General features: G+C 69.2%; 21 protein-coding genes and 3 pseudogenes. 17 read left to right on the forward strand and 7 right to left on the reverse strand.

From position 1 onward, the window contains the following. Positions 1-234 precede the first annotated feature (234 nt). Positions 235-711, forward strand: coding sequence for a nuclear transport factor 2 family protein (locus tag A5692_RS14555; RefSeq protein WP_068057120.1), 477 nt, complete (start codon positions 235-237; stop codon positions 709-711). Here the strand turns inward: A5692_RS14555 and A5692_RS14560 are convergent. The 4 genes from A5692_RS14560 to A5692_RS29090 form a co-directional block, all read right to left on the reverse strand. Further along, positions 708-1,571 (reverse strand): alpha/beta fold hydrolase, encoded by an 864-nt coding sequence (locus A5692_RS14560; RefSeq protein WP_068057095.1) that lies wholly within the window; start codon positions 1,569-1,571, stop codon positions 708-710. The genes A5692_RS14555 and A5692_RS14560 overlap by 4 nt on opposite strands. A 57-nt stretch (positions 1,572-1,628) precedes the next feature. Continuing rightward, complete coding sequence (locus tag A5692_RS14565; RefSeq protein ID WP_068057097.1) at positions 1,629-3,017, reverse strand: wax ester/triacylglycerol synthase family O-acyltransferase; 1,389 nt, start codon at positions 3,015-3,017, stop codon at positions 1,629-1,631. Positions 3,018-3,199: 182 nt separating this feature from the next. Then, positions 3,200-3,634: a nuclear transport factor 2 family protein gene (locus tag A5692_RS14570; RefSeq protein ID WP_068057099.1), complete on the reverse strand. Its 435-nt coding sequence runs from the start codon at positions 3,632-3,634 to the stop codon at positions 3,200-3,202. Between the two features lie 125 nt (positions 3,635-3,759). After that, positions 3,760-3,936: a hypothetical protein gene (locus A5692_RS29090; protein ID WP_156766084.1), complete on the reverse strand. Its 177-nt coding sequence runs from the start codon at positions 3,934-3,936 to the stop codon at positions 3,760-3,762. Between the two features lie 138 nt (positions 3,937-4,074). On the opposite strand from A5692_RS29090, the gene A5692_RS14575 reads away from it, so the two are divergent. The 3 genes from A5692_RS14575 (at position 4,075) to A5692_RS14585 (ending at position 8,067) form a co-directional block, all read left to right on the forward strand. Then, a complete protein-coding gene (locus A5692_RS14575; RefSeq protein WP_082962711.1) occupies positions 4,075-6,321 on the forward strand; it encodes a molybdopterin-dependent oxidoreductase in 2,247 nt (748 codons plus the stop codon). Positions 6,322-6,445: 124 nt separating this feature from the next. After that, positions 6,446-7,552 (forward strand): type III polyketide synthase, encoded by a 1,107-nt coding sequence (locus tag A5692_RS14580; RefSeq protein ID WP_082962719.1) that lies wholly within the window; start codon positions 6,446-6,448, stop codon positions 7,550-7,552. An 11-nt stretch (positions 7,553-7,563) separates the two neighbouring features. Beyond that, positions 7,564-8,067 carry an isoprenylcysteine carboxyl methyltransferase family protein gene (locus tag A5692_RS14585; RefSeq protein ID WP_067922650.1) on the forward strand — a complete coding sequence of 168 codons (504 nt, stop codon included), beginning with the start codon at positions 7,564-7,566 and terminating at the stop codon, positions 8,065-8,067. A 12-nt stretch (positions 8,068-8,079) separates the two neighbouring features. Here the strand turns inward: A5692_RS14585 and A5692_RS14590 are convergent, their stop codons facing one another. Next, positions 8,080-8,925 (reverse strand): SDR family NAD(P)-dependent oxidoreductase, encoded by an 846-nt coding sequence (locus A5692_RS14590; protein WP_068057103.1) that lies wholly within the window; start codon positions 8,923-8,925, stop codon positions 8,080-8,082. A 205-nt stretch (positions 8,926-9,130) separates the two neighbouring features. Between A5692_RS14590 and A5692_RS14595 the strand changes: the two genes are divergently transcribed. The 3 genes from A5692_RS14595 (at position 9,131) to A5692_RS14605 (ending at position 14,010) form a co-directional block, all read left to right on the forward strand. Further along, entirely contained in the window at positions 9,131-10,168 is a 1,038-nt protein-coding gene (locus A5692_RS14595; RefSeq protein ID WP_068057105.1) for an alpha/beta hydrolase, read from the forward strand. Positions 10,169-10,520: 352 nt separating this feature from the next. Next, the gene (locus A5692_RS14600) at positions 10,521-13,187 is read left to right on the forward strand and encodes an FHA domain-containing protein (protein WP_082962713.1); all 2,667 of its coding nucleotides are present in this window, start codon (positions 10,521-10,523) and stop codon (positions 13,185-13,187) included. 109 nt (positions 13,188-13,296) lie between these two features. Continuing rightward, a complete protein-coding gene (locus A5692_RS14605; protein ID WP_082962715.1) occupies positions 13,297-14,010 on the forward strand; it encodes an aquaporin in 714 nt (237 codons plus the stop codon). 15 nt (positions 14,011-14,025) lie between these two features. On the opposite strand, the gene A5692_RS29495 is transcribed toward A5692_RS14605, so the two are convergent. Further along, a complete protein-coding gene (locus tag A5692_RS29495; protein ID WP_197514465.1) occupies positions 14,026-14,190 on the reverse strand; it encodes a hypothetical protein in 165 nt (54 codons plus the stop codon). 340 nt (positions 14,191-14,530) lie between these two features. Here A5692_RS29495 and A5692_RS30415 point away from each other — a divergent pair. From A5692_RS30415 to A5692_RS29860, 10 genes and pseudogenes are all read left to right on the forward strand, one after another. Then, positions 14,531-14,704: pseudogene (locus A5692_RS30415) on the forward strand (LysR substrate-binding domain-containing protein); the annotation flags it as partial. 161 nt (positions 14,705-14,865) lie between these two features. Further along, positions 14,866-16,044 carry an acyl-CoA dehydrogenase family protein gene (locus tag A5692_RS14610; protein ID WP_068057108.1) on the forward strand — a complete coding sequence of 393 codons (1,179 nt, stop codon included), beginning with the start codon at positions 14,866-14,868 and terminating at the stop codon, positions 16,042-16,044. A 3-nt stretch (positions 16,045-16,047) separates the two neighbouring features. Then, complete coding sequence (locus A5692_RS14615; RefSeq protein WP_068057110.1) at positions 16,048-17,160, forward strand: acyl-CoA dehydrogenase family protein; 1,113 nt, start codon at positions 16,048-16,050, stop codon at positions 17,158-17,160. Continuing rightward, positions 17,157-17,657 carry a MaoC family dehydratase N-terminal domain-containing protein gene (locus tag A5692_RS14620; RefSeq protein WP_068057112.1) on the forward strand — a complete coding sequence of 167 codons (501 nt, stop codon included), beginning with the start codon at positions 17,157-17,159 and terminating at the stop codon, positions 17,655-17,657. Before A5692_RS14615 ends, A5692_RS14620 begins: the two co-directional genes overlap by 4 nt. Positions 17,658-17,664: 7 nt before the next feature. Continuing rightward, on the forward strand, positions 17,665-18,120 hold the full coding sequence (locus A5692_RS14625) for a MaoC/PaaZ C-terminal domain-containing protein (protein ID WP_068057114.1): 456 nt from the start codon (positions 17,665-17,667) through the stop codon (positions 18,118-18,120). Then, positions 18,117-19,319 (forward strand): thiolase family protein, encoded by a 1,203-nt coding sequence (locus A5692_RS14630; RefSeq protein WP_068057116.1) that lies wholly within the window; start codon positions 18,117-18,119, stop codon positions 19,317-19,319. Before A5692_RS14625 ends, A5692_RS14630 begins: the two co-directional genes overlap by 4 nt. A gap of 109 nt (positions 19,320-19,428) precedes the next feature. After that, entirely contained in the window at positions 19,429-20,385 is a 957-nt protein-coding gene (locus tag A5692_RS14635; RefSeq protein ID WP_068057126.1) for an alpha/beta hydrolase, read from the forward strand. Continuing rightward, positions 20,382-21,998: an NAD(P)/FAD-dependent oxidoreductase gene (locus A5692_RS14640; protein WP_068057118.1), complete on the forward strand. Its 1,617-nt coding sequence runs from the start codon at positions 20,382-20,384 to the stop codon at positions 21,996-21,998. The genes A5692_RS14635 and A5692_RS14640 overlap by 4 nt, the downstream gene beginning before the upstream one ends. Further along, positions 21,995-23,362, forward strand: a pseudogene (gene fadD1, locus A5692_RS14645) (fatty-acid--CoA ligase FadD1); the annotation flags it as partial. The gene A5692_RS14640 and the pseudogene fadD1, both read left to right, overlap by 4 nt. A 281-nt stretch (positions 23,363-23,643) precedes the next feature. Next, a complete protein-coding gene (locus A5692_RS29860) occupies positions 23,644-24,099 on the forward strand; it encodes a hypothetical protein (protein ID WP_231984324.1) in 456 nt (151 codons plus the stop codon). Here A5692_RS29860 and A5692_RS29500 read toward each other — a convergent pair. Next, positions 24,075-24,370, reverse strand: a pseudogene (locus tag A5692_RS29500) (acyl-CoA synthetase); the annotation flags it as partial. The gene A5692_RS29860 and the pseudogene A5692_RS29500 sit on opposite strands and share 25 nt — an antisense overlap.

The following is a 24,370-nucleotide window of genomic DNA, read 5'->3' on the forward strand; positions in this document are numbered from 1 at the left end:
TATTGCTTGGTCTGCAGCATCCGGATCAGGCCCGCGCCCTTCATCAGCTTGACCGTGTCGTCGGTGAGCCGGCCGATCCGCTCGGCTTCGGCGGCCTGGTCGCGCAGCTGGTCGCCTAGTTCAATGACCCGGTCGATTACCCGGTTCGGAACCCGCTCGCTCATGCAGTTCGTCCTAACGTGTGAGGGCTTAGTAATGGTCTACCGCAGTAACCCCGACGATGAGGAGAAAACCATGACCGATGTCGACGGCATCGCGACCCGGCTGCGCAGACTCGAGGACGAACGCGATATCGGCCGGCTCATCGCCTCCTACGGCCCGGCGGTGGATGCGGGGGACGCCGAAGCGACCGCGCGGCTCTGGGCGCGCGACGGCAGCTACGAGGTCGACGGCTGGCGCATGGAGGGCAGAGCGGAGGTGCACGCCATGGTGCAGTCGCCGGCCCACCAGAACCTGGTGGCCAAGGGGTGCTGTCACTTCCTCGGCCCGTGCGTCGTCACCGTCAGCGGCGACTCGGCGGTGGCCGTGTGTGAGTCGTTGGTCCTGATCCGACACGACGACGGCTATCGGGTATGGCGTTGCGCGGCAAACCATTTCACGCTGCTGCGGATCGACGGCGAGTGGCGGATGAGCGTCCGCACCACCCGTGTCCTGGACGGCAATCCGGGTGCGCGCGCGTTGTTGACCGCCGGCCTGGCCGGGCCGGGTTAGCCCCGCGAAAGGAACGCCCCCACGACGCTCTCGAACGCCTCCCGGGCCTCGATCATGGCCCAGTGCCCGGAGTTGGGGAAGATGTGCAGCTCCGCGTTGGGGATGGTGCGCATCGGGATGAGGGCCATGTCCGGCGGGCTCACCCGATCGTCGCGTCCCCACGTCAGCAGGGTGGGCGCCGTCAGCTTGTGCATGACCGCCCACGGCATCGGGCGGTCGGAGGCGGCCATCGCGGCGTTCATCGCGGCGAAGGCGGCCTTCCCGTACATGCGGCGCGCCGCGGCCAGCGTGTCCGGGTCGGTGGCCAGCTCCCAGCGTTCCCCGATCAGCTCCTCGGTGATCAGCGCCTGGTCGTAGACCATCGACTTGAGCCAGTCGACCAGCCGCTGCCGGGTGGGGTCCTCGACGAACTCCTGCAGCAGCCGGATGCCCTCGCTCGGGCTCGGGCTGAAGATGTTGGTCCCGATGCCGCCGATGGTGACCAATCGGTCGACGCGGTCGGGGTTGTGGGTGGCGAAGTTGATGCCGACCCCGCCGCCCATCGAGTTGCCGACGATGTGCACCTGCTGGATCTCGAGTGCGTCCAGGAAGGGCGACACGGTCCCGAACGCGGTGATCATGGGGTGGCCGCCGAAGTCGTCGCTGACGCCGAAGCCGGGAAACTCCAGGATCAGGCAGCGGAACCGCTCGGCGAAAGCGGGCAGGATGCCGCGAAAATTGCGCCATCCGGTGACGCCCGGGCCGGAGCCGTGCAGGAACAACAGCACCGGGGCCGATTCCGGGCCGGTGTCGTAGTAACGCAAAGCGCCCTTCGGAGTGCTGATTTCACGCAGGTCATGTTGCGCAACGGTGTTTGCCACGGAAGTCACCTTGCCATGCCACGGCCGCGTGGCCCGACGGGCCTGCGCGGGCCGGGTCTAGTCGTGGCTGGGTTCGCTGCAATTCAGCAGCTCTTTGAGCGCGGCGGGGAACGCGTCGGCGACGTCCCACAGGTCGGCCACCAGGTCGGGGCAGGCGATGAGGCCGATGCCGAGCCGCCCGTTCAGCGACATCACGGTGATGTTGAGACCGGCGCCGGCGATGATCGGACCGAGCGGATACATCGCGTCGAGCCGGCAGCCCAGGAAGTAGAGCTGTTCCTGCGGGCCGGGCACGTTGGACATCACCAGGTTGTGCGGCGGTTTCTCGGGCAGGGGTATGCGCGGCAGCAGCTTCATCGCGGCGCCGAACATCGTCTGTCCGGCCACCTGCGTCCAGTCCTGCAGCAGGCTGGGACCGAGGGCGGCCGAGTGCTCCTTGGCGGCGGTGTTGCCTTCGGCGATGCTGCGCAGTCGTTGCGCCGGGTCGTCGATGTGGGTTTCCAGCCGGCACAGCATCCAGGTGGTCTGGTTGCGGCCCGGCCGGTCCGATTTGCCCCGGACCGAGACCGGCACACTGGCCACCAGCGGCCTGTCCGTCAGTTCGCCCCGCTCCAGCAAGAACTGCCGCAGCGCCCCCGCGCACAGCGCGGTGACCACGTCGTTGACGGTGACGCCGAATCTGTTCTTGACCTTCTTGACGTCCTCGAGGTCCAGGCTGGCCAACGCGACGTTGCGGCGCTTGGTGAACCGGCCGTTGAACGGCGTCGGCGGCCCGGCGAACGGGGCGGCCATGGTGTGTCCACCGCCGCGGGCCCGCAGCACCGTCTGGGCCAGCGTTAGCGCGGTCGCCGGTAGCACCTTGGCCAGGCGCCACGGCCGCAGCCCGGCAGCGATCAGCCCGGAGGCGGCGATCAGGAGGGGATTCGCCGCGCCGGCGCGGGTGGCGGGTTCCGGCGCCGGCGCGTCCGGCGCCCTGCTGCACAACTGGGCCAGCAGGTTGGCCCCGCCCACCCCGTCCACCACCGCGTGGTGAACCTTGAGGACGACGGCCAGCGCCTCGTTGCCGTGCAGGCCCTCGATCACCCACATCTCCCACAGCGGTCGATCGCGATCGAGCGGGAGCCCGGCGACGTGACCACAGATCTCCGCTAACTCCCGGGGGCCGCCGGGTGCCGGGACGGCAGCGCGGTGCAGATGCCGCCCGAGGTCGAAATCATCGTCGTCGGTCCAGACCGGATGGTCGAGGTTCAGCTGGCTGTCGGCCAGCTTAAGACGGAATTCCGGCACCGCGTCCAACCGCGCCCACAGCGCTTCACGCAACCGGTCGAATGAGTAGCCACCCGGCATGGTCGACGGGTCCAACTCCAGCACGCAGCAAACGTTCAAGGGTTGCGTCGGTGATTCCAGGTACAGGAAGAACGCGTCAAAACCGCTCAGTCGTTCCATATCCGCTCGTCTCGTCGGTGCGGCTATGACCGCTGGTCACACAGCGTGCGCTCAGTCCCGGGGCCCGCCGGCGAACGCAATCAGGATCAACCGCAATGTCTAGGTGTGATTTCTATCTGTAGCCGTTGAGCGGTCCGCGGCAAACATCATCAGCCAGACATTCACGCAATCGCCACCGACGTTCATCTGCGGCGAGCCATGGCGGAGTCCGGGGCCACCCAGTCGGTCGAGACCTTCCGATGGCTGATGAGCCAGGTGCCGCCGTCGGGCACCAAGGTGTCGCGGTAGCGGCCGGCATGGTCGAGGCCGACGTGGGTGACCACGGTGAAGTACGACGAGACGTGCGCCGTGTCGCGGTTGAGCCCGGTGAACAGCACGTTGCTGACGACGTGCCGGACGATCGGCTTGAGGTCCGCTTCCCGGGTGACGGCCACACCGCGCAGGAACGCGGCGATCGCCGATCGCCCCCGCAGCGGCTCGCGGCCGCGGATTTCCAGGACGCCGTCCGCGCAGAACGTCGCGGCGAGGCCGTCCACGTCGCCGGCGTCGCCGGCCCAGTTGTAGCGGGCAATCGTGTCGCGGATCCGCTCACGCGCGGACAGTTCCCACATCTCCACCGCGGTGGCTCCGTTCTCCCGCCGGGTTGCCGGGGCTGTGCCGGAGCCTAATACGCGGACGCCCCCCCCGTCGCCGAGGCGTTGTGGAAATCGCGCTGCCAGTGCCGCTTTCGCGGTTGTGGCGGCTACTTCACGATGTGGGGCCGGAAGGCGCGGGGGGTGGCCGGGACCACGCCGTTCAGGTCGAAGACCGCGATCAGGGCCCGCAGCAGGGCCGGGGACCAGTCCTCGAAGGGCTGCGCGTCTACCCGGTCGATGACCTCAGCGCGCAGGTATTCGATGCCGGTGGCGTGATCGCTCACGGCGTCGACGCTAAGTTCGGCGACTCGCCCTTGTACAGCGCACCGGCCCGATTCAAATGTCTCTCAAGGAATTCGTGGGCCGCCGGTTGCCGCATTTTGCCACTTCCGCGACGGTCGGTAGCGGAATACAGTGGGTGGGTGACGACGGGCGAGGACGGCAGGCACCTGCGCACCTGCCCCCTCTGTGAAGCCATGTGCGGCTTGGAGATTCGGGTCGACGGCGGCAAGGTCACCGGCATCCGGGGAAACCGCGACGACGTGTGGAGCCGCGGACACATCTGCCCGAAGGGTGTCTCACTTGCGGCGCTGCACGACGACCCGGACCGCATCCGCCGGCCCATGATCAAGGTCGACGGCCAATGGCGCGAGGTCAGCTGGGACGCGGCCTTCCGCCGCTGCACCGAATTGCTGACGCCGGTGATCGAGAAATACGGGATCGGCGCGGTCACCGCCTACACCGGCAACCCGCTGGCGCACTCGTTTTCGTTGGCCCGGTACGCCGGTGTGCTGATGGGCATGTCCGGCATGCCGGTGACGTATTCGCCGGGGACGGTCGACCAATGGCCGAAGAACCTGTCCTCGCACCTGATGTACGGCCTCTGGTGGAACTTCCCGGTGCCCGACATCGAACGCACCGACCTGATGGTCATCATGGGGGCCAACCCCGCCGCGTCGCAGGGTTCGCTGCTGGCCGCGCCCGACGTGATGGGCCTGATCGAGGCGATCCGCAAGCGCGGCAAGGTGATCGTGATCGACCCGGTGCGCACGCAGACGGCGGACCGCGCCGACGAATGGCTTCCCATCGTGCCCGGCACCGACGCCGCGCTGCTGCTGGCCGTGGCGCACACCTTGTTCGATGAAGACCTGATCAATCCCGGGCCGCACGTCGACGGCGTCGACACCATGCGCCGGGTGGCCGCGGAGTGGCCGCCGGAACGGGTCAGCGCGGTCACCGGCATCGGCGAGGACCGCATCCGCCTTCTGGCCCGGGAACTCGCCGGCACCGAGAAATCCGTGGTGTACGGGCGAATTGGTTTGTGCAACCAAGAGTTCGGCAGCCTGGCCAGCTGGCTGGTGGACGTGATCAACATCTTGACCGGCCACTTCGACGTGCCCGGGGGAGCGATGTTTCCCAAGCCGGCGGCGTGGTCGATCACCACGCAGCCGCTGCCCGGCCTGGAGGGCGGCCTCCCGGAATTCGGCCGCTGGCACACCCGGGTGCGCGGGGCCAAGGAAGTGCTGGGCCAGGCGCCGGTGTCGTGCATGGCCGAGGAGATCGCCACCCCGGGCGAGGGCCAGCTCAAGGCGCTGATCACCGTCGCAGGCAATCCCGTCTTGTCCACCCCTAGCGGCGACAAGCTCGACGAGGTGCTGCCGATGCTGGAAGCGATGATCTCCGTTGACCTTTGGCTCAACGAGACGACGCGGCACGCCGATGTGATCCTGCCCGGCCTGTCCCCGCTCGAGCAGCCGCACCACGACGACCTGATCCTGCTTTTCGCGATCCGCAGCATCGCGAACTACTCCGCGCCGGTATTCGATCCGGGCGACCGCCCGCACGAGTGGGAGATCCTGATCCGGCTGACCGGCCTGTGCACCGGAACACCGGCCGAGGACGTCGACGTCGCGGCGATCGACGACGGCTTCTTCGACTACCTGGCCTTCACCCAGGGCCTCGACGGTGCGGAGATCCGCAAGCTGTATGACGAGGCCGGTTTGAAAGGTGGCCCCGAGCGCATGCTCGACCTCACGCTGCGCACCGGGCCGTTCGGGGACCAGTACGGCAAGAACCCGGGCGGGCTCACCCTGGACATGCTCAAGGCCAACCCGAACGGCATCGACTTCGGGCCGATGGTGCCGCAGTTGCCCGAGATCTTGGGCACCCTCGACAAGAAGATCCATCTCGCCCCGCAATACCTGCTGGACGACCTGCCGAGGCTCGCGGCGCGGCTGGAGCGGCCCGCCGAGCCGCTGGTCCTGGTGAGTCGCAGGCACCTGCGCTCGAACAACACCTGGCTGCACAACGTGCCGGCGCTGATGAGGGGAAAGGACCGCTGCACGTTGCTGATTCATCCCGACGACGCGGTGCGCTGCGGTGTCGCCGACGACGACGTCGTCACCGTGAAGTCGGCGGCCGGCGAGATCAAGGTGCCTGTGGAGATCACCGACGCGATCAAACCGGGCGTGGTGTCGATGCCCCACGGATGGGGGCACGGCAAGCCGGGCACTCGCCTGTCGGTCGCCAACAGTTCACCGGGGGTCAACACGAATGTGCTTTCCCCACCGACGTTTATCGACGAGCCGTCCGGAAACGGTGCGCTCAACGGCATACCGGTCACGGTCATCGACGACCAGGCCCGGTTCCGCCCCGCGCAGACACCCTGACTCGCGTCGCGCTACTTCCCCTGCCACCCCCTCGGTTGGTTAACGGCAAGCGCCGCCGTGTGGTTCATCTCACCCGCGAGTCATTCGGATGAACCGTGCGGCGCGGCCCGTCGTCGGCATAGGCATGACCGCAACAACGCATCTCACATCGCCGCGCCGGGCCGCTCACCGCGAGCAGGGCGCACCGCACATCGCCGGGGCGGCGGTGGCCTTCACCCCGCACCGGTACAACCAAGACGAAGTCGCCCGCGAGCTCACCGAATTCGCCGATCCGCGTTTCCTGCGTTTCGCCGAGACGACGGGGGTAGACCACCGCAGCCTCGCGCTGCCGCTGTCACGCTACCCACAGCTGAGCGGCTTCACCGAAGCCAACGATGCCTATCTCGAGGTCGCCGTCGATCTCGGCGAACGGGCGATACGTTCGGCGCTGGAGGAGGCCGGCATCGCGGCACACGAGGTGGACACCATCGTGATGGTTTCCAGCACCGGCGTCGCGGTGCCGACCATCGACGCGCGGCTGATGACCCGAATCGGCCTGCGGCCCAACATCAAGCGCGTTCCGCTGTTCGGCCTCGGCTGTGTTGCCGGCGCCGCCGGGATGGCGCGCGTGCACGACTACCTGCATGGCTACCCGGGGGATGTGGCCGTGCTCCTGTCGGTCGAGTTGTGCTCCCTCACGCTGCAGCGCGACGACACCTCGATCCCCGCCCTGATCGGGGTGTCTCTGTTCGGTGACGGCGCAGCCGCCGTGGTCGCCACCGGAGCCGACCGAATCCCCCCCGCCCACAACGGACGTCGTGCGCCCCGGCTCTTGGGGACGCGCAGCTGTGTGGTGCCCGAGACCGTTGACGTCATGGGGTGGAACGTGGGATCCAGCGGGTTCCAGCTGGTGATGTCGCGCGACGTGCCCAAGATGGCCGATGCCTACCTGCGGGACGAGGTCGACGGTTTCCTGGCCGACCACGGCCTGTCCCTGGCCGACGTCTCGGCGTGGGTGTGTCATCCCGGCGGCCCGAAAGTCCTCGACTCGATCGAGGATGCGCTTGAACTCCCGCCGGAGGCGTTGGTGCACAGCCGAAACTCGATGCGGGACAACGGCAACATCTCCTCGGCGTCCGTGCTCGACGTCCTGCGCCGAACCGTCGCGGGGCCGCCGGCCGAAGGGGCCTTCGGGGTGATGCTGGCGATGGGGCCGGGCTTCAGCTTCGAGCTGCTCCTGCTGCAGTGGTGAGGGACGAGACCATGTACTACTACCTGTTCATTCTGGCCATCGGCGTCGAGCGCCTGGTGGAGCTGGCGGTCTCACAACGGAACACCAAATGGTCACTCGCGCACGGCGGCAAGGAATTCGGCCGTGACCACTACCCGGCGATGGTCAGCATGCATGCCCTGCTGCTGGTTTCATGCGTCGTGGAAACCTGGGTGTTCGCACGGCCGTTCATCGGATGGCTGGGCTGGCCGATGCTCGCTGTGGTGGCGCTGAGCACCGCGGTGCGCTGGCGCTGCGTGAGCGTGCTCGGCAGGCGCTGGAATCCACGGCTCATCGTCATCCCGGGCGCGCCGTTGGTGCGCGACGGGCTCTACCGATGGGTACGCCACCCGAATTACGCCGCCGTCACGGCGGAGGTGGCCGCGCTGCCGCTGGTGCACTCGGCGTGGCTGACGGCGATCGCGTTCAGCATCGCGAACGCACTGGTGCTCAACGTCCGGATCCGGGCGGAGAACGCCGCGTTGGGGCTGGTCTGAGGGCCAGGACGATCACGGCGCGATCGGCCGATTCGTCCACTCGCGGTCGGGCCGGCGCGACGAGCGGAACCAGCCGCCCGCCGCGCCGGTTCCGCCGTCGGTCGGGATGGTGTGGCCGGTGACGAACGCCGACAGGTCCGACGCCAGAAACAGGATCACGTCGGCCTGATCCTCGGGCACCCCCATCCGGCCGACCGGAACCCATTGCGGCCACTGCGTCTGCTCTTCGGGCGACAGCCATTGCGAGTAGGGCACCTGCAGCGATTCCGTCACGTCGGGGGCGATCGCGTTGACCCGCACCCCGTGCCCGCCCACCTGCACGGCGAGGCTGCGGGTGAACTGGATGACGGCGGCCTTGAAGGCGGCATAGACCGGGTCCTCCGGATAGCCGCGCATCCCCTCCACGGAGGAGACATTGACGATCGCGCCGGCCCGCCGGGCGATCATCGCCGGCAGGAAAGCCCGGGTGACCAGGAAGACGTGGTGCAGGTTGATCCGGTAGAGCTCGTCCCAGAATTGCGCGTCGGTGTCGACGAAGTCGCCCGGATGCCGCAGCCAGTGGCCCACGTTGTTGACCAGGACGTCGGCCCGACCGTAGCGATCCAGCACCGACCGCGCCAAGTCGTCGACCGCATCCGCGTCCCGGACGTCGCTGACCACGGCCACGGCCGATCCGCCCGCGGCCGCGATGTCGTCGACCGTCCCTGCGGCTAGCGCGGCATCCACGTCGACGATCACTACGTGGGCTCCGTGCGCCGCGAACACCCTGGCGGTGGCCGCGCCGATGCCGCCGCCACCGCCGGTCACCACCGCCACCCGGCCACTCAACAGCGGGTCGGCCCGCATCTCGGGTCTCATGGGTCATATCCTGGGCCACCGGGCCAGATTCGCGAGGCCCGGGCCCCTGGAGCTCTAGAAGAGCCCTGCATCAAGAGCCGGAAAGTTCATCTATACCCACCGGCCACCGGCGGTAAACCGTGATGTACCCAACATTCGCGACACCTTCACCCGCAGTTTTTCCCGGCCTCGCGCGGGTATCCCCTGCCCATTTAGGAGGGATTGCATGGTTAGCACCACCGATCCACATCGCGTATTGCCAAGTGGCGCAATGAAGCGGCGGCTCCACCGGCGCCACAGTCCGCAATCGGTCGCGGTCTCCTTGGCCAGCCGATTGATCGTGAAGAACACCGTGCGCGCCTGGGCCGTTACTCCCAACTTGCACTGGCCATTCGAGTACGTCGACGGGCTCGCGGGATTGGTGCCGCGGGTCGGCATCTCCGCCGAAATCGAACCGGTGCGACTGGAAAACTGTGCGGCCGAGTGGGTTTGCGCCCCCGGCGCGTCGACCGACCGGGCGATCCTCTATTTGCACGGCGGCGCCTTCCTCACCTGTGGTCTCAACACGCACCGCTCGGTGGTCACCCGCTTGTCGAAGGCGGCGGATGCCGCGGTGCTCACCGTGGGATACCGAAAGCTGCCCTCGCATCACATCACCGACGCGATCGACGACGGGATCAGCGGGCTTCGCTGGCTGCAGGATCGTGGTTTCGACGGCGAGCAGGTGGTCGTCGCCGGCGACTCCGCCGGCGGGTATCTCGCGTTCATGACCACGCTGTTGGCCATTCGCAACGAAGTGATGCGGCCGGCGGGAATTGCGACCATCTCACCGTTCACCGATGCCGACCCGGCGCGAAAGCTGCGGCACCCCAACGCGCGGAAGTGCTCGATGTTCACGCGCGGGGCGTTGTCGATGTTCGCCCAATACCTGAGTCAGGCACAGGTTGTGGAGGGGCGCCGCGACTCCGCCGTGGCTTCGCCGGTGGACGCCGATCTGTCCCGGCTGCCGCCGGTGACCATCCACGCCAGCTCCGATGAACTGCTGCTCCCGGATGCCGAGCTGATGGCAAAGCGCTTGGAAGCCAGCGGCATTCCGTGTGATCTACACCTGTGGGACGGCCAGATCCACGATTTTCCGTTGGCGGCGGACATCCTGCCGGAGGGCAGGCGTGCCATCCGCCATATCGGGGATTTCGTCAAGGACGTCACCGCCGAGGCTCCACCGTGGCGGCGCGGCCTGCACACCACCGCGGCAGCCGGCTAACTTAACTACGAAAGTGGCAGGGCGGCAAGCCTTTCGACCATGATCGGTAACCGTCGCCAGTCGCCGCTGTTCTCGGGTGCGGGCTCCGCCGGCACCATACGCCGGCGTTCCTCCCTGTCGGGCCCGGACCGCTCGAGGGCACCGCGCCCGCGGGCGTCGACACGCCGCTGCTTGACCGCACCGGCGATGGGAACGTCGTCAGGAAGACCATCGTTCCCCTCAGGCGGGGGCGGCGGCCGGCCGCCGTCCGCCCGTCGAAAAGCCGGCCGACACAAGGCGCCGGGGCGCATGGAGTCGACCCCGTCGAGATTCCGCGACCCGATTCCCGGCGCTGCCGATACAGTTGGTCGTAATGAGCCGACCAGCCCCACCTGTATTGACCGTGCGGTACGAAGGATCCGAGCGCACGTTCGCCGCAGGCAACGATGTCGCGATCGGGCGTGACCTCCGCGCCGACGTCCGCGTGGCACATCCCTTGATCTCCCGCACGCACCTCATCGTCCGATTCGACCAGGGCCGATGGATAGCCATCGACAACGGCAGCCTCAACGGGCTGTTCGTCAATCACCATCGCGTGCCCATGGTCGACATCCAGGACGGCACGCGCGTCAACATCGGCAATCCGGACGGTCCGGCGCTGACCTTCGAGGTCGGCCGCCACCAGGGCGCGGCCGGGCGGCCCCCGCTGACGACGTCGATCCCGATCGTCAACCCGGCCGGCGCGGCGAGCCCGCGCGTGACGCAGTCCCAACCGTCCGGCGCGCACTGGCCCGGCCAGCCGCACCAACCGGCGTCGGCCTCGTTCCGGCAGCCCACGCACCAGCCGAGTGGACCGCAGCCCGTGCATCCGCCGAGCGGGTCGATGCCGAGCCACCCGTCGGCCCCGCAGCCGCGGTACCCGACCGGTGCCCACCCGGCGGCGTCGCCCAGCGGGGCCCAACAGGCGCCGCAGATCTACCGCCCGCAGCCCGTGAACGTGCCCCCGGCCCCCGTCGGGCAGCCGGCGGGATTGGAGACCGGGCGGGTCGGCGGCGACGCGTCCAACATCGCGACATCGATGATGAAGATCCTGCGGCCGGGCAAGGCCGCGGAGTCGGTCCCGGGCGCGATCAAGATCGGTCGGGCCAACGACAACGACATCGTCATTCCCGAAGTGCTGGCGTCGCGCCATCACGCCACCCTGGTCCCGACGCCGCACGGCACCGAGATCCACGACAACCGCAGCATCAACGGCACCTTCGTCAACGGCGCCCGGGTCGACTCGGCGGTGCTGCACGACGGCGACGTCGTCACGATCGGCAACATCGACCTCGTCTTCGCCGGCGGCACGCTGGCCCGGCGCGACGAGAGCGCGACCGCGACCCCCACGGGTGGGCTGGACGTGCACGGCGTGACGTGGACGATCGAGAACAATAAGACGCTGCTGGACGACATCTCGTTGGGCGCCCAGCCCGGGACGCTGACGGCCGTCATCGGGCCGTCGGGGGCGGGCAAGTCGACGTTCGCCCGGCTCGTCGCGGGGTACACGCACCCGACCAGGGGCACCGTCGCGTTCGAGGGCCACAACGTGCACGCCGAGTACGCTTCGCTGCGCAGCAGGATCGGCATGGTGCCCCAGGACGACGTGGTGCACGGGCAGCTGACGGTGCAGCAGGCGCTGATGTACGCCGCCGAGCTGCGGTTGCCGCCGGACACCACCAAGGACGACCGGGCCCAGGTGGTCGCCCGGGTGCTCGAGGAACTCGAGATGACCCAGCACCTGCACACCCGGGTCGACAAGCTCTCCGGCGGCCAGCGCAAGCGCGCCTCGGTCGCCCTGGAGTTGCTGACCGGGCCGTCGCTGCTGATCCTCGACGAGCCGACCTCCGGCCTGGACCCCGCGCTGGACCGCCAGGTGATGACCATGCTGCGGCAGCTGGCCGACGCCGGCCGCGTGGTGCTCGTGGTCACCCACTCGCTGACCTACCTGGACGTCTGCGATCAGGTCCTGCTGCTGGCCCCCGGCGGCAAGACCGCCTTCTGTGGGCCGCCCAGCCAGATCGGGGCGGCCATGGGGACCACGAACTGGGCCGACATTTTCAGCAGTGTCGCGGGCGATCCCGACGGGGCGAAGGCCCGCTACCTGGCCCGCACCGGCCCGACACCGCCGCCGCCGCCCGCGCAGCAGCCCGCCGACCTGGGCGACCCGTCGCACACCAGCCTCGTCCGGCAGTTCTCCACGATCGCGCGGCGGCAGGTCCGGCTGATCTTCTCCGACCGGGGCTACTTCGTGTTCCTGGCGGTGCTGCCGTTCATCATGGGTTCGCTGTCCATGTCGGTGCCCGGCAACGTCGGGTTCGGCATCCCCAACCCGTACGGCGCCGCGCCCAACGAACCCGGGCAGATCCTGGTGCTGCTCAACGTCGGTGCGGTGTTCATGGGGACCGCGCTGACCATCCGTGACCTGATCGGTGAACGCCCGATCTTTTTGCGCGAACAGGCGGTCGGGCTGTCCACCAGCGCCTACCTGCTGGCCAAGGTCTGCGTCTACACGGTTTTCGCGGTCATCCAGTCGGCGATCGTGACCATCATCGTGCTGATCGGCAAGGGCGGTCCGACCCAGGGTGCGGTGGCCCTCGGCCGGCCCGGTCTCGAACTGTTCGCCGACGTCGCGCTGACGTGCGTGGCGTCGGCCATGCTCGGGTTGGCGCTGTCGGCCATCGCCAAGTCGAACGAACAGATCATGCCGCTGCTAGTGGTGGCCGTGATGTCGCAGCTGGTGTTCTCCGGCGGCATGATCCCGGTGACCGGACGGCTCGGGCTGGACCAGATGTCGTGGGCCACTCCGGCGCGCTGGGGCTTCGCGGCGTCGGCCTCCACCGCCGACCTGACCAAGCTGGTGCCGGGACCGCTCAGCCCGAAGGACTCGCACTGGCGTCACACGCCGGCCGCGTGGTGGTTCGACATCGCCATGCTGGTGGTGATCAGCGTCTTCTACCTGAGCTTCGTCCGCTGGAAGATCCGGCTCAAGGGCGGCTGACCCCCCAGCCGGTTGCGGCTGGCGGGTATCGGGAAACTGACGCCAGCCGGGGGCGTCTACGGGCGGCAGCACCGACGACGCCGCCCCCATCTCGGGTGAAGGTGGTGTCATGCAACGAATCACCCAGCTCGAGGGCAACGACGTCACTGCCGAAGCGGACCCCGCCGCCGGCCGCTCCCGTACCGCGGCGAAGTGCGTGGTCGAGGCGATTGGCACCTTCTTCTTGGTGTTCACCTGCGGCGCCGCGGTCGGCAGCGGAAACCCGTTGGCGCCGCTGGCGATCGGTGCGGTGCTGATGGTGATGGTGTACGCGGGCGGCCACATCTCCGGGGGCCACTACAACCCGGCGGTCACCTTGGCCGTGCTGGTGCGGCGGCGGATATCGGCGGCGGACGCCGCCTGGTACTGGGCCGCGCAGTTGGGCGCCGGGCTGGTCGCGGCGGCGGTGGTGCACTGGGTCGTCGACCCCGCGCACGCCGCGCGGCCGGCGACGTTGATCCTGCCGACCGACAAGCTGGTCGCCGTGTTCGTCGTGGAATTCCTGTTCACCTTCGCCCTGTGCTACGTGGTGCTCAACGTCGCCACGAGCAGCGCGCACCCCGACAACTCGTATTACGGCCTGGCCATCGGATTCACCGTGGTGTCGGGCGCTTTCGCGGTCGGCGGCATCTCCGGTGGCGCGTTCAACCCGTCGGTCACCGTGGGCGCTGCGCTCGCCGGCCTGTTCGCCTGGCCGACGTTATGGATCTATCTGGTCGCGCAGGCCATGGCCGCGGTCGCCGCAGGCCTGACGTTTGCCGGTCTGAACCCGGACGACGCATGAGCGCCCCGGTCGCGGTCAGGCTCCCTTGCGCATCACCTGGTCTGCGGCTGCGCGCATGCGGTCGGACAACTGCAGGAGCGCGTGCTCGCCCACACCGAGGGGAAGGGTGTATGCCAGCTGCCGCAATTCGACGGCATAGTTGCGTAGGTCTTCGCGGAGGCGTGTCTCAACAGTGGGCATGACATCTCCCTCGGGCTCCCTCGGGCAGGTCCTGGTCCGCGCCGACCAGCCGATTCACAAATTTTGGCAGCCGTCCCGCCGATCTGCGAGAGCGCCGATGCGAATTAACGGGAGTTTGACAGCGTATTTACAGTCGGCGCGCCGGTGTGGTCAATTCTTTGCCTGGTCCAGCTGGACGCGCAGGACCGCGGCGGACCTGGTGTTGCCGTCCGGGCGAGCGGTGGTGCCGCCGTCAGTGGTCACGTAGGCGACGCGGCCGTGGTCACCCGGCCGACGCCCCCATGCCGCGCCGGACGGGCCCACTCCTTCCGAGCGGTCGCTTCCCGGCGTATCCGCCCGGATCCACGCCGCACTTCGCGAAGCCGGCCTCAGACCCCGGATCGTGGCCCGGACAGACGAGCTGTCAGCGATGATGTCCTACCCCATCGCGGGTCTCGCGGCTGCCGTGGTTCCTGAGCAAGTCGCGGTCATGCGCCACGCCGACGTGGTTTACCTGCCGTTTTCCGAGCACCACCCGACCTCGTCACCAGCATCGTCGCTGTGCATCGCCCCGACCCGGACCCCGCGGTCGCACGGCTGCTCGAGCTCGCCGCGAACCCGCGGTCGGTGTAACGCCGTCGACGCGTCGATCACGCTTATAGACTTCGACTGCAGATCTGCGGCAAAGGGGCCGGAATGGATTTTGAGCTCGACGCCGGGCAGCGCGCGTGGCTGGCCGAGGTCCGCGAGTTCCTCCACGACAACGTCACCGCAGAGCTGCGCGCCGAGCTCGCCGAGCACGACCTGGAGTTCCCGCACGGCGAGGTGGCGCGGTTTCGTCGCAAGATCGGGGAGAGGGGCTGGTTCGGGCTGAACTGGCCACCCGAGTACGGCGGTCTCGGGCTCGGCGCCATGTACCTGCACCTGTTGATGAGCGAATTCGAGTACTGGGGCGTGCCCGGGCCCGACCTGACGGTCACCTCGGTGGCGCCGATGATCATGCGGCACGGCACCGACCGGAACAGATCCGAATGGCTACCCCTGATTGCCAGGGGCGAAATGATCTGCGCCGTCGGATATTCCGAGCCCGACGCGGGCACCGACCTGGCCAACCTGCGCACCAGTGCCGTCCGCGACGGCGACGAGTGGGTCATCAACGGCACCAAGATCTGGAACAGCGGCGCGCAGCGCGCCACCCACGAGTGGCTCTGCGTGCGCACCGATCCCGCGGCCGCTCGCCATCGGGGCATCTCGGTCATCGTCGTCGGAATCGACAGTCCCGGCGTGACGGTCCGCCCGCTCTACGCGTGGTCGGGCTACCGCACCAACGAGGTGCACTTTCGCGACGTGCGGGTGCCGGTCACCAACCTGGTGGGCGAAGTCAACCGCGGCTGGACGTACATCACCGGCGCGCTGGATCTGGAACGCGGCGCACTGACCAACGCGGGCGACCTGCGGAGGGCCGTGGACGAGCTGCGGGAGCTCGCGCGACGGCCGCGACGCGATGGCACCGTGCCGGCCGAAAGCCCGTCGTTGCGGCGCAGGCTCGCGCAGGCCGAGGCCGACGTGGCGGTCGCCACCCTGATGGGCTACGAGGCCGCCTCCATCCTCGACGGCGGAGTGATCCCCTCGGTGGAGGTCAGCGTCGAAAAGGTGTTCACCAGCGAGCTGCGCCAGCGCATCGCCGTGCTCGCGCTCGATCTGCTCGGTCCGGACGGCTTGCTGGCGCACCGCAGCCCTCAGGCGCCGCTGGCCGGCACGTTCGAGCGGCTCTACCGGGCGGCGCCCCTGATGCGTTTCGGCGGGGGCACCAACGAGGTGCTCCGCGACATCATCGCCCAGCGCGGGCACAAGATGCCCAGCTACGGGCGCTGACGCATGAAGGTGATACCCACCGCCGAACAGCACGAGTTCGCCGCGTCGCTGCGCGCCCTGCTGGCCGCCGAGTGCCCGGTGCGGCTGGTGCGCGCGCTGACCGAACCCGGCGCCGACCGTCGCACTCCCGCGCTGTGGAAGGCGCTGACCGAGGCGGGTGTGCTCGGGCTGGCCATCGGCGAGGAGTACGGCGGCTCGGGCGGCACGCTGGACGACCTCGCCGTCTTCTCTATCGAGGCCGGACGCGCGCTGTGCCCGATGACGATCGCCAGCAGCATCCACGCGGCGCTGGCGATCGATCAACTCGGCTCGTTGGTGGCCAAGCAAAGCTTGCTGCCGGGCCTGGCCGCGGGCGCGATCCGCGGCACCACCGCGCTGTGGGGCGCGCGCGACGCCGCCGTGGTGTCGGCCGCGCTGCGGGCCGATCCCGTTGCCGCGGGTTGGCGGCTGAGCGGCACCGCGGACTATGTTGCCGACGCCGACGTCGCCGACATCATCGTGGTATCGGCTGCGGCGCAAGACGATACGTTGGTGTTCGTCGTCGACCCCGAAGCCCCCGGTGTGTCCGTGGAGCCGCTCGCCATCGCGGGCGGGCACCGGGCGTTCACGGCCCGCTTCGACGACGTCATGGTCGGCGCCGACGCGCTGGTGGGCGACGCCACCGCCACGGCGTTGCGGCGCGTGGCCAACACGGCGGTCGCCCTGGGGTCGCTCGACTTGGTGGGCGTCGGGCAGGCCGTGATCGACCGCACCGTCGACTACACCACGCTGCGCCACCAATTCGGTCGGCCCATCGCGTCGTTCCAGGCCGCCCAGCACCTCGTCGCCGACATGCACATCGCCCTGGCGGCGGCCCGGCTGGCCGCGCATGCCGCGGTCTTCTGGATCGCGCGCGGCCGCACGGCGACCCGGGAGACCGCAATCGCGCGCATGCACGCCGCCACCGCTTCCAGGTTGATCACGTTGGACGCCCACCAGTTGCACGGCGGCATGGGGTACGTCACCGAGACCGGTCTGCACCTGTGGTCCGAGCGGGCACGGCTGGGCTCGACGTGGGGCGGCGGGGCGGACGTCGCCGCATCGTGGCTGGAGGAAACCTTGGACGAGACCGAATGAACGATGACAGCCTGATCGACGCCGAATCGGCGGCGCGCGTCGGCTCGGTCGCCGCCACGGCGACGGGCGAGGCGAACCGGCGCGACTGGCAACGGTGGGCGGCGGCGATCGGCGACCACAACCCGCTGTGGTTCGACCCGGATTACGCCAGGGCCAACGGCTTTCGCGACATCGTGTGCCCGCCGCTTTTCCTGCAGTACGCCGTGCTCGGTGTCACGCACCTCGAGGCGCTGCGGCCCGACGGTTCCTCCGGCGCGGTCTCGGGCAGCCTCGCGTTTCCGCGCGCCCCCAAGCGGATGGCCGGCGGGGAGAGCTTCGCCTTCCACCTGCCGGCGTATCACCGCGACCAAGTCGAGATGGTGCGCACCATCGCCTCCATCGTCGAAAAGCAGGGTCGCTCCGGCAAATTCGTCTTGGTCACCTGGCGCACCGTGTACCGCAACCAGCACCAAGACCTGCTCGCCGAGGCGTCGACGTCCATGATCGCCCGTCCCTAGGAGCCCGATGACCGGCCAAGTCTTTTACGAGGACGTCGAGGTGGGCCACCAGATGCCCGAACTCACCGTGACCGTCGACGAAAAGCAGTTGTTCTTCTTCAGCGCCGCCACCTACAACGGCCATCGCATCCACTACGACAAAGACTGGGCTCGCACGGTCGAAGGCTACGACGACGTACTGGTCCACGGACCCCTGCAGGCCGCGCTGCTCGGCCGGGCCATCGGGGACTGGATCGGCGGGCGTGGCCGGCTGGTGTCCTTTTCCATCCAGAACCGCGCGGTCGCCCATCCCGGCCAGCCGCTGAGCTTCGGCGGCACGATCACCGGAAAGCGCCTTTCCGGCGAGGGCGCCGGCCTGGTGGATCTCGACATCGCCGGCCGCCGCGAGCAGACGGTGCTGATGCCGGGAACCGCGACGGTCGAGCTACCCCGGCGCGGTAAGCCTCGGGAAGCCGATCAGTGACGGGGCTGCGCGGCGAGGCGGCGATCGTCGGCATCGCCGAACTGCCGGCGCAGCGGCGTCCCACCGGGCCGCCGCTGTTCACCCTCGACCAGTACGCCGTGCTGGCGAAGTTGGTGATCGACGACGCAGGCGTCGACGCCTCCTGCGTCAACGGTTTGCTGACCCACGGCATCGCCGAGTCGGCGATGTTCGCGCCCGCCACCCTGTGCGAGTACCTCGGCCTGCCCTTGGACTTCGGTGAGCGGGTCGACTTGGGCGGGGCCACCGCGGCGGGCATGATCTGGCGGGCGGCCGCCGCGGTAGAGCTGGGCATCTGCGACGCCGCCCTGGCCGTTGTTCCGGGCTCGGCGTCGCAGCCGCAGTCCGAGAAGCGGCCGCCGCCGGCCCCGAATTGGTATGGGGCGTCATCGAACAACTACGGGTCGCCGCAGGCGGAATTCGAGATCCCGTATGGCAACGTGGGCCAGAACGCGCCGTACGCGCAGATCGCCCAGCGCTACGCCGCCGAATACGGTTACGACCCCGCCGCGGTCGCCAAGATCGCCGTCGACCAGCGGACCAATGCGTGCGGCCACCCCGGTGCGGTGTTCCACGGCACCCCGATCACGGTCGCCGACGTGCTCGCCAGCCCGATGATCGCCGACCCCATTCACATGCTCGAGACCGTGATGCGGGTGCACGGGGGAGCGGGCGTGTTGATCGCCAACGCCGACATCGCCCGCAGCGCCCGCCACCGACCGGTGTGGATCAAGGGTTTTGGCGAGCACATCGCCTTCAAGACCCCGACCTACGCCGAGGATCTGCTGCACACCCCGATCGCCCGCGCCGCCGACAAGGCATTCGCCATGGCCGGTCTGCACCGCTCGGACGTGGACGTGGCGTCGATCTACGACTGCTACACCATCACCGTGCTGATGAGCCTCGAGGACGCCGGCTTCTGCGACAAGGGCCATGGGATGTCCTGGATCACCGGTCACGACCTGACCTACCGCGGCGACTTTCCGCTCAACACCGCCGGTGGGCAACTGTCCTTCGGGCAGGCCGGGATGGCCGGCGGCATGCACCACGTCGTCGACGGCGCCCGACAGGTCATGGGAAGGGCCGGCGACGCGCAGGTGCGCGACTGCCACACGGCGTTCGTCACCGGCAACGGCGGGATCATGAGCGAGCAGGTCGCGCTGCTGATGCGGGGGGACTAGCGATGCGCATCCGGGTCGAGCCGGTGTTCTACGATCTGCCCGAAGCCGGAATCACCCTCTTGAAGTACCGGCCGGCGTGACCGACTCAACGACGAGCTCGGAGGTGTACATGGACGACCCCTTTGGCGGCGTCCGGGCGCTGTTGCGCGAATTGGACGCGGGATTCCCGCGTATCGAGACCATGACCGCCGTGCAGGCTCGCGCGGCCGTCGCCGAGCGGCGCAGGCCCGTCGACAACATCGACGACGTCCGCCGCACCGAAGACCGGTCGATTCCCGGGCCCGCCGGGGACATCCCCGCGCGGATCTACTACCCGCACGGCGAACCGCAGGCCGACCGCGCCGCGGTCGTGTTCTACCATGGCGGCGGATTCGTGTTGTGCGACATCGAGTCTCACGACGGCTTCTGTCGCGCACTGTCCCGCGGTGTGCAGGCGGTCGTGGTGTCGATCGGCTACCGCCTCGCGCCCGAACACCCCGCGCCCGCGGCCGCGCTGGACGCCTTCGCCGCGTTCTGCTGGGTGGTCGACCACGCGCCCGAACTCGGCATCGACCCGGCACGCACGGCCATCGCCGGTGACAGCGCCGGCGGCAACCTCGCCGCGGTGACCGCCATCCGCTGCCGCGAACGCGGGGTCCCCGGGCCGGCCGCGCAACTCCTGATCTATCCGGTCATCGACCCGTCGTTCGACACCGACAGCTACCGGCGCTGCGCCACCGGCTACTTCCTCACCAGCGCAGCCATGCAATGGTACTGGCGCCAGTACCTCGGTGGCGAAACAGCCTCGGGCCAAACCGATTTGGTGGCGCCGGCCCGCGCCGATTCGCACGCCGGCCTCCCGCCCGCCGTGGTCGTCACCGCCGGCCTCGATCCGCTGCACAGCGAGGGCTGCGACTATGCGCGCCGATTACGCGACGCGGGGGTGCCCGTGGTGCACCGCGATTTCCCGGACCTGTTTCACGGCTTCCTGACCATCCCGGCGTTCCCCCCCGCGGTCTCGGCGCTCGACCTGATCTGCGCCGACCTGCGGAGGTTGCTCCCGACGACCCTTCGTGAGGCGACATGACCGATACCGATACCGACGTCGAAGACCTGATCGACGTGATCGTCATAGGGGCGGGGTTCGCCGGGCTCTACACCGTGCACCGCGCCGCGTCGGCGGGACTGTCGGTGCTCGGCATCGAGGCGGCACCCGATGTGGGCGGCACCTGGTACTGGAATCGCTACCCGGGCGCGCGGTGCGACGTCGAAAGTGTCGATTATTCCTACTCATTCGATGAGGAGCTCCAGCAGAGCTGGACGTGGACCGAACGTTTCGCCGCCCAACCGGAGATCCTTGCCTACCTGAGCCACGTCGCCGACCGGTTCGATTTGCGCCGCCACTACAGGTTCGGGGTCGACGTCGTCGGCGCCACATTCGGCCAAGGCCGATGGCACGTCCGCACCCGCGACCACCAGACCTATGCCGCCCGGTTCCTCATCTGCGCGACGGGTTGCCTGTCGGCCGTCAACCGCCCGGACATTCCCGGCACCGACGATTTCGCGGGCGAGGTCTACTTCACCGCCGCGTGGCCGCGCCAGGACCCCGACCTGCGCGGCAAGCGCGTCGGCCTGATCGGCACGGGATCCTCAGGCATTCAGGCGGTTCCGATCGTCGCCGCGCAGGCGGACCGGCTGGTGGTGTTCCAGCGATCGGCGAACTACAGCATCCCGATGCCCAACCGCCCCTGGACGCCGGAGGAACAACGACAGATCCGGGAGCAGTATCCCGAGCGCCGTCGCGCCTCGGCCTACGCGGCCTCCGGCACACCGCACGGCACGTACCACAAGAACGCGGTCGACACCGATCCGCAGGAACGCACCGAGGCGCTGTGGCGGCGCTGGCGCGAGGGCGGCGTGCTGTTCGCCAAGACGTTCCCCGACCAGAACTCCGACCTCGCCGCCAACCACATCGCGCGCGAGTTCGCCGAGGAGCGGATCCGCGAAATCGTGGCCGATCCCCTCGTCGCCAACGACCTCATCCCCGTCGACCACCCGATCGGGACGAAGCGAATCTGCACCGACGGTGGTTATTACGCCGCATTCAACCGGGACAACGTCCGCCTGGTCAACCTGCGCCGCGAGCCCATCGAGACCATCACCGCCGACGGCGTGCGAACCGTCGCCGCGACCTACCCGTGCGACGTGCTGATCTTCGCCACCGGCTTCGACGCGCTCACCGGCGCGCTGACCCGCATCGACCCCGAGGGGCCCGGGGGAGTGCGGCTGCGCGATCTCTGGGCCGACGGCCCCCTGACCTTCCTCGGCCTGATGGTGCCCGGCCTGCCCAACATGTTCACCATCAGCGGCCCGGGCAGCCCCTCGGTGCTGGCCAACATGGTGCTGCACGCCGAGGTGCAGGTCGACTGGGTGATCGAGTTGCTGGTGACGATGCGTCGCCTCGGGGTGACGGAGGTGGAGCCGCGCCGCGACGCCGCCGAGGCCTGGACGGAGCATGTCGCGACGGCCGCCGAGCAGACGCTGTTCCCGAAAGCCGCCTCGTCGTGGTACCTCGGCGCCAATATCGAAGGCAAAAAGCGGGTCTTCATGCCCTACGCCGGTGGATTCGGCACCTACCGGCGCCACTGCGACGACGTGGCGCGCCGGCACTATGCCGGGCTGGTGCTGACCACCCGATGATCGAAACGGTGCAGCAATTGCTGCGGCAACGCCGGGACGACGACACCCCGGCGCTCGCCCACGGCGAGCGCGTCTGGACCTGGAGAGAACACCTCGCGGAGGCCGAGGCGGAGGCCGCCGCGCTGATCGGTCTCGCCGATCCGGCCCGTCCGCTGCACGTCGGGGCCCTGCTGCCCAACTCCCCGGCGATGCTCCGCGCCATGGCCGCGGCCGCGCTGGGCGGCTACGTGTTGTGCGGGATCAACATGACCCGGCGCGGGGACGGCCTGCTGGGTGACATTCGGCGCTCCGACTGTCAGTTGCTGCTCGTCGACCCCGAACACCGTGACCTGTTGGACGGCTTGGATCTCAGCGGCATCGAGGTGCTCGACGTGACCGGCCGGCGCTACGCCCAACTGGTTGCCACCGCGCCGGCACTGGTGCCGCACCGTGAGGTCGCCGGCGGTGACACCCTGATGATGATCTTCACCTCCGGCACCAGCGGGGACCCGAAGGTTGTCCGGCTCGCCCATGCGATGGCGATCATGTGCGGCGCCAGCCTGATCTTCCAGTACGACGTCACCGCCGCCGACGTGTGCTACCTGTCGATGCCGCTCTTTCACTCCAACGGTGTCGCCGCCGGGTGGGCGGTCGCCATCGGTGCGGGCGCCATCATGGTCCCGGCCCGGTTCTCGCCGTCGCGGTTCCTCGACGACGTGCGCCGCTACGGCGTGACGTATCTCAACTATGTGGGCAAGCCGCTCGCGTTGATCCTGTCCACCCCCGAGCGGCCCGACGACGCGGACAACACGTTGCGGGTGGCGTTCGGCAACGAGGCGACCGACCGCGACATCGCCGAATTCGCAAGGCGTTTCGGTTGCCGGGTGGTGGACAGCTTCGGTTCCAGCGAGTTCGCGGTGATCGTCGTCCGCGAGGACGGCACCCCGCCAGGCTCGATCGGCAAGCCGTATCCGGGGGTCGGCATCTACCACCCGACGACGGTGCGGGAGTGCGCCGTCGCGGAATTCGACGAGCACGGGGCGCTGACCAACTTCGACGACGCGGTCGGCGAGCTCGTCAACACCCAGGGCGCGGGCCCGTTCGCCGGCTACTACAACGACCCGGCCGCCACCGCGGAGCGGATGCGACACGGCATGTACTGGTCGGGCGACCTCGCCTATCGCGACGCCGACGGTTGGATCTACCTGGCCGGCCGCACCGCGGACTGGATGCGGGTGGACGGCGAGAACCTGGCCGCGGGGCCGATCGAGCGGATCCTGGGACGCCTGCCCGAGATCAGCCAGGCCGCGGTCTACGCGGTGCCCGACGACCGGGTCGGCGATCAGGTGATGGCCGCGCTGGTATTGCGTGAGGGCGCGCGGCTCGGCAGTGGCGCTATGTCCTCGGCGTGGGTCTCGACGGGTTCGGTTTCATCCTCCAAGTTGCGGCGTTGCGCCTGGTGCCCATCTATGTGGTCGCCGCCGCGCTGGCCGCCTCGATCGCGGTCACCGGCATCGCGTCCGCATGGGTGCTGTCGGCGCGGTTGTCGCCCGCCGAATGGAGCGCGGTGGGCATCGTGTGCGCGAGCCTGGTGGTGCTCGCACTCGCCGCCGGGCCCGGACACTTCCGGCATGCGCCCGCCGGACTGGGCTGGTCACTGCTGGGGGTGGTGGCCGCGATCTTCGTCGCCGGCGCCGTGGCGGGCCGGCTGCCGGACCGGCCTCGCGCGCTGGCGCTGGGGCTGGCGGCCGGCACCGGCTTCGGCGTGATCGAGGTCGGGGTGCGGCTGATCGAGGTGCTCGATCCGACCCGACGCGCCTTCTACGCCAATCCGGCGCTGTACGCGACGGTCGCGGGCGGAGCCGCCGGTTTCCTGCTGCTAACCTCCGCGCTGCATCGCGGTTCCGTGACCACGGCCGTCGCCGGGATGGTCGTCGGCGAAACCATCGCCCCCGCGTTCGTCGGCGTGGTGTGGCTGGGCGACAGCGCGCGCGACGGGCTCGGCTGGCTGGTCATCGCGGGCTTCGCCGTGGCCGTGTCGGCAACGCTGGTGCTGGCACGGTTCGGGGAAGCGCCACAGGACCTTTCCGAATCGGCTCAGGCCGGCGAAGCCGTCAGCTGACTGTAGGTGGCGCCGCGAGCCGGGCGCGCCCACAAGACACCGCCCTCCGCGGTGACGCCGGCCGCCATCAGCGCCCGCTTGAGGACCTTGTTCGTCGCCGTCGTCGGCAGGTCGGCGTTGATGCGTACGTACCGGGGCCAGGCTTTGGGTGACAGGTCCGGTTGTGCGGCAAGGAAGTTCGCGAAGTCTTCCGGGCCGAGCCGCGCGCCCTCACGCAATACCAGCGCGGCCATCACCTGATCGCCGACCCGGTCGTCGGGCACCGCGTAGA

Origin of the sequence: Mycobacterium sp. E342, from assembly GCF_001667665.1 — a bacterium.
Lineage (GTDB): Bacteria > Actinomycetota > Actinomycetes > Mycobacteriales > Mycobacteriaceae > Mycobacterium.

Bases quoted from the DNA above. Each gene is read 5' to 3' on its own strand.
- A5692_RS14585 (WP_067922650.1), top strand. From the start codon at position 7,564: ATGTACTACTACCTGTTCATTCTGGCCATCGGCGTCGAGCGCCTGGTG.
- A5692_RS14635 (WP_068057126.1), top strand. From the start codon at position 19,429: ATGGACGACCCCTTTGGCGGCGTCCGGGCGCTGTTGCGCGAATTGGAC.
- A5692_RS14580 (WP_082962719.1), top strand. From the start codon at position 6,446: ATGACCGCAACAACGCATCTCACATCGCCGCGCCGGGCCGCTCACCGC.
- A5692_RS14555 (WP_068057120.1), top strand. From the start codon at position 235: ATGACCGATGTCGACGGCATCGCGACCCGGCTGCGCAGACTCGAGGAC.
- A5692_RS14615 (WP_068057110.1), top strand. From the start codon at position 16,048: ATGAAGGTGATACCCACCGCCGAACAGCACGAGTTCGCCGCGTCGCTG.
- A5692_RS29495 (WP_197514465.1), bottom strand. From the start codon at position 14,190: ATGCCCACTGTTGAGACACGCCTCCGCGAAGACCTACGCAACTATGCC.
- A5692_RS14620 (WP_068057112.1), top strand. From the start codon at position 17,157: ATGAACGATGACAGCCTGATCGACGCCGAATCGGCGGCGCGCGTCGGC.
- A5692_RS14590 (WP_068057103.1), bottom strand. From the start codon at position 8,925: ATGAGACCCGAGATGCGGGCCGACCCGCTGTTGAGTGGCCGGGTGGCG.
- A5692_RS14640 (WP_068057118.1), top strand. From the start codon at position 20,382: ATGACCGATACCGATACCGACGTCGAAGACCTGATCGACGTGATCGTC.
- A5692_RS14565 (WP_068057097.1), bottom strand. From the start codon at position 3,017: ATGGAACGACTGAGCGGTTTTGACGCGTTCTTCCTGTACCTGGAATCA.
- A5692_RS14625 (WP_068057114.1), top strand. From the start codon at position 17,665: ATGACCGGCCAAGTCTTTTACGAGGACGTCGAGGTGGGCCACCAGATG.
- A5692_RS14600 (WP_082962713.1), top strand. From the start codon at position 10,521: ATGAGCCGACCAGCCCCACCTGTATTGACCGTGCGGTACGAAGGATCC.
- A5692_RS14605 (WP_082962715.1), top strand. From the start codon at position 13,297: ATGCAACGAATCACCCAGCTCGAGGGCAACGACGTCACTGCCGAAGCG.
- A5692_RS14610 (WP_068057108.1), top strand. From the start codon at position 14,866: ATGGATTTTGAGCTCGACGCCGGGCAGCGCGCGTGGCTGGCCGAGGTC.
- A5692_RS14595 (WP_068057105.1), top strand. From the start codon at position 9,131: ATGGTTAGCACCACCGATCCACATCGCGTATTGCCAAGTGGCGCAATG.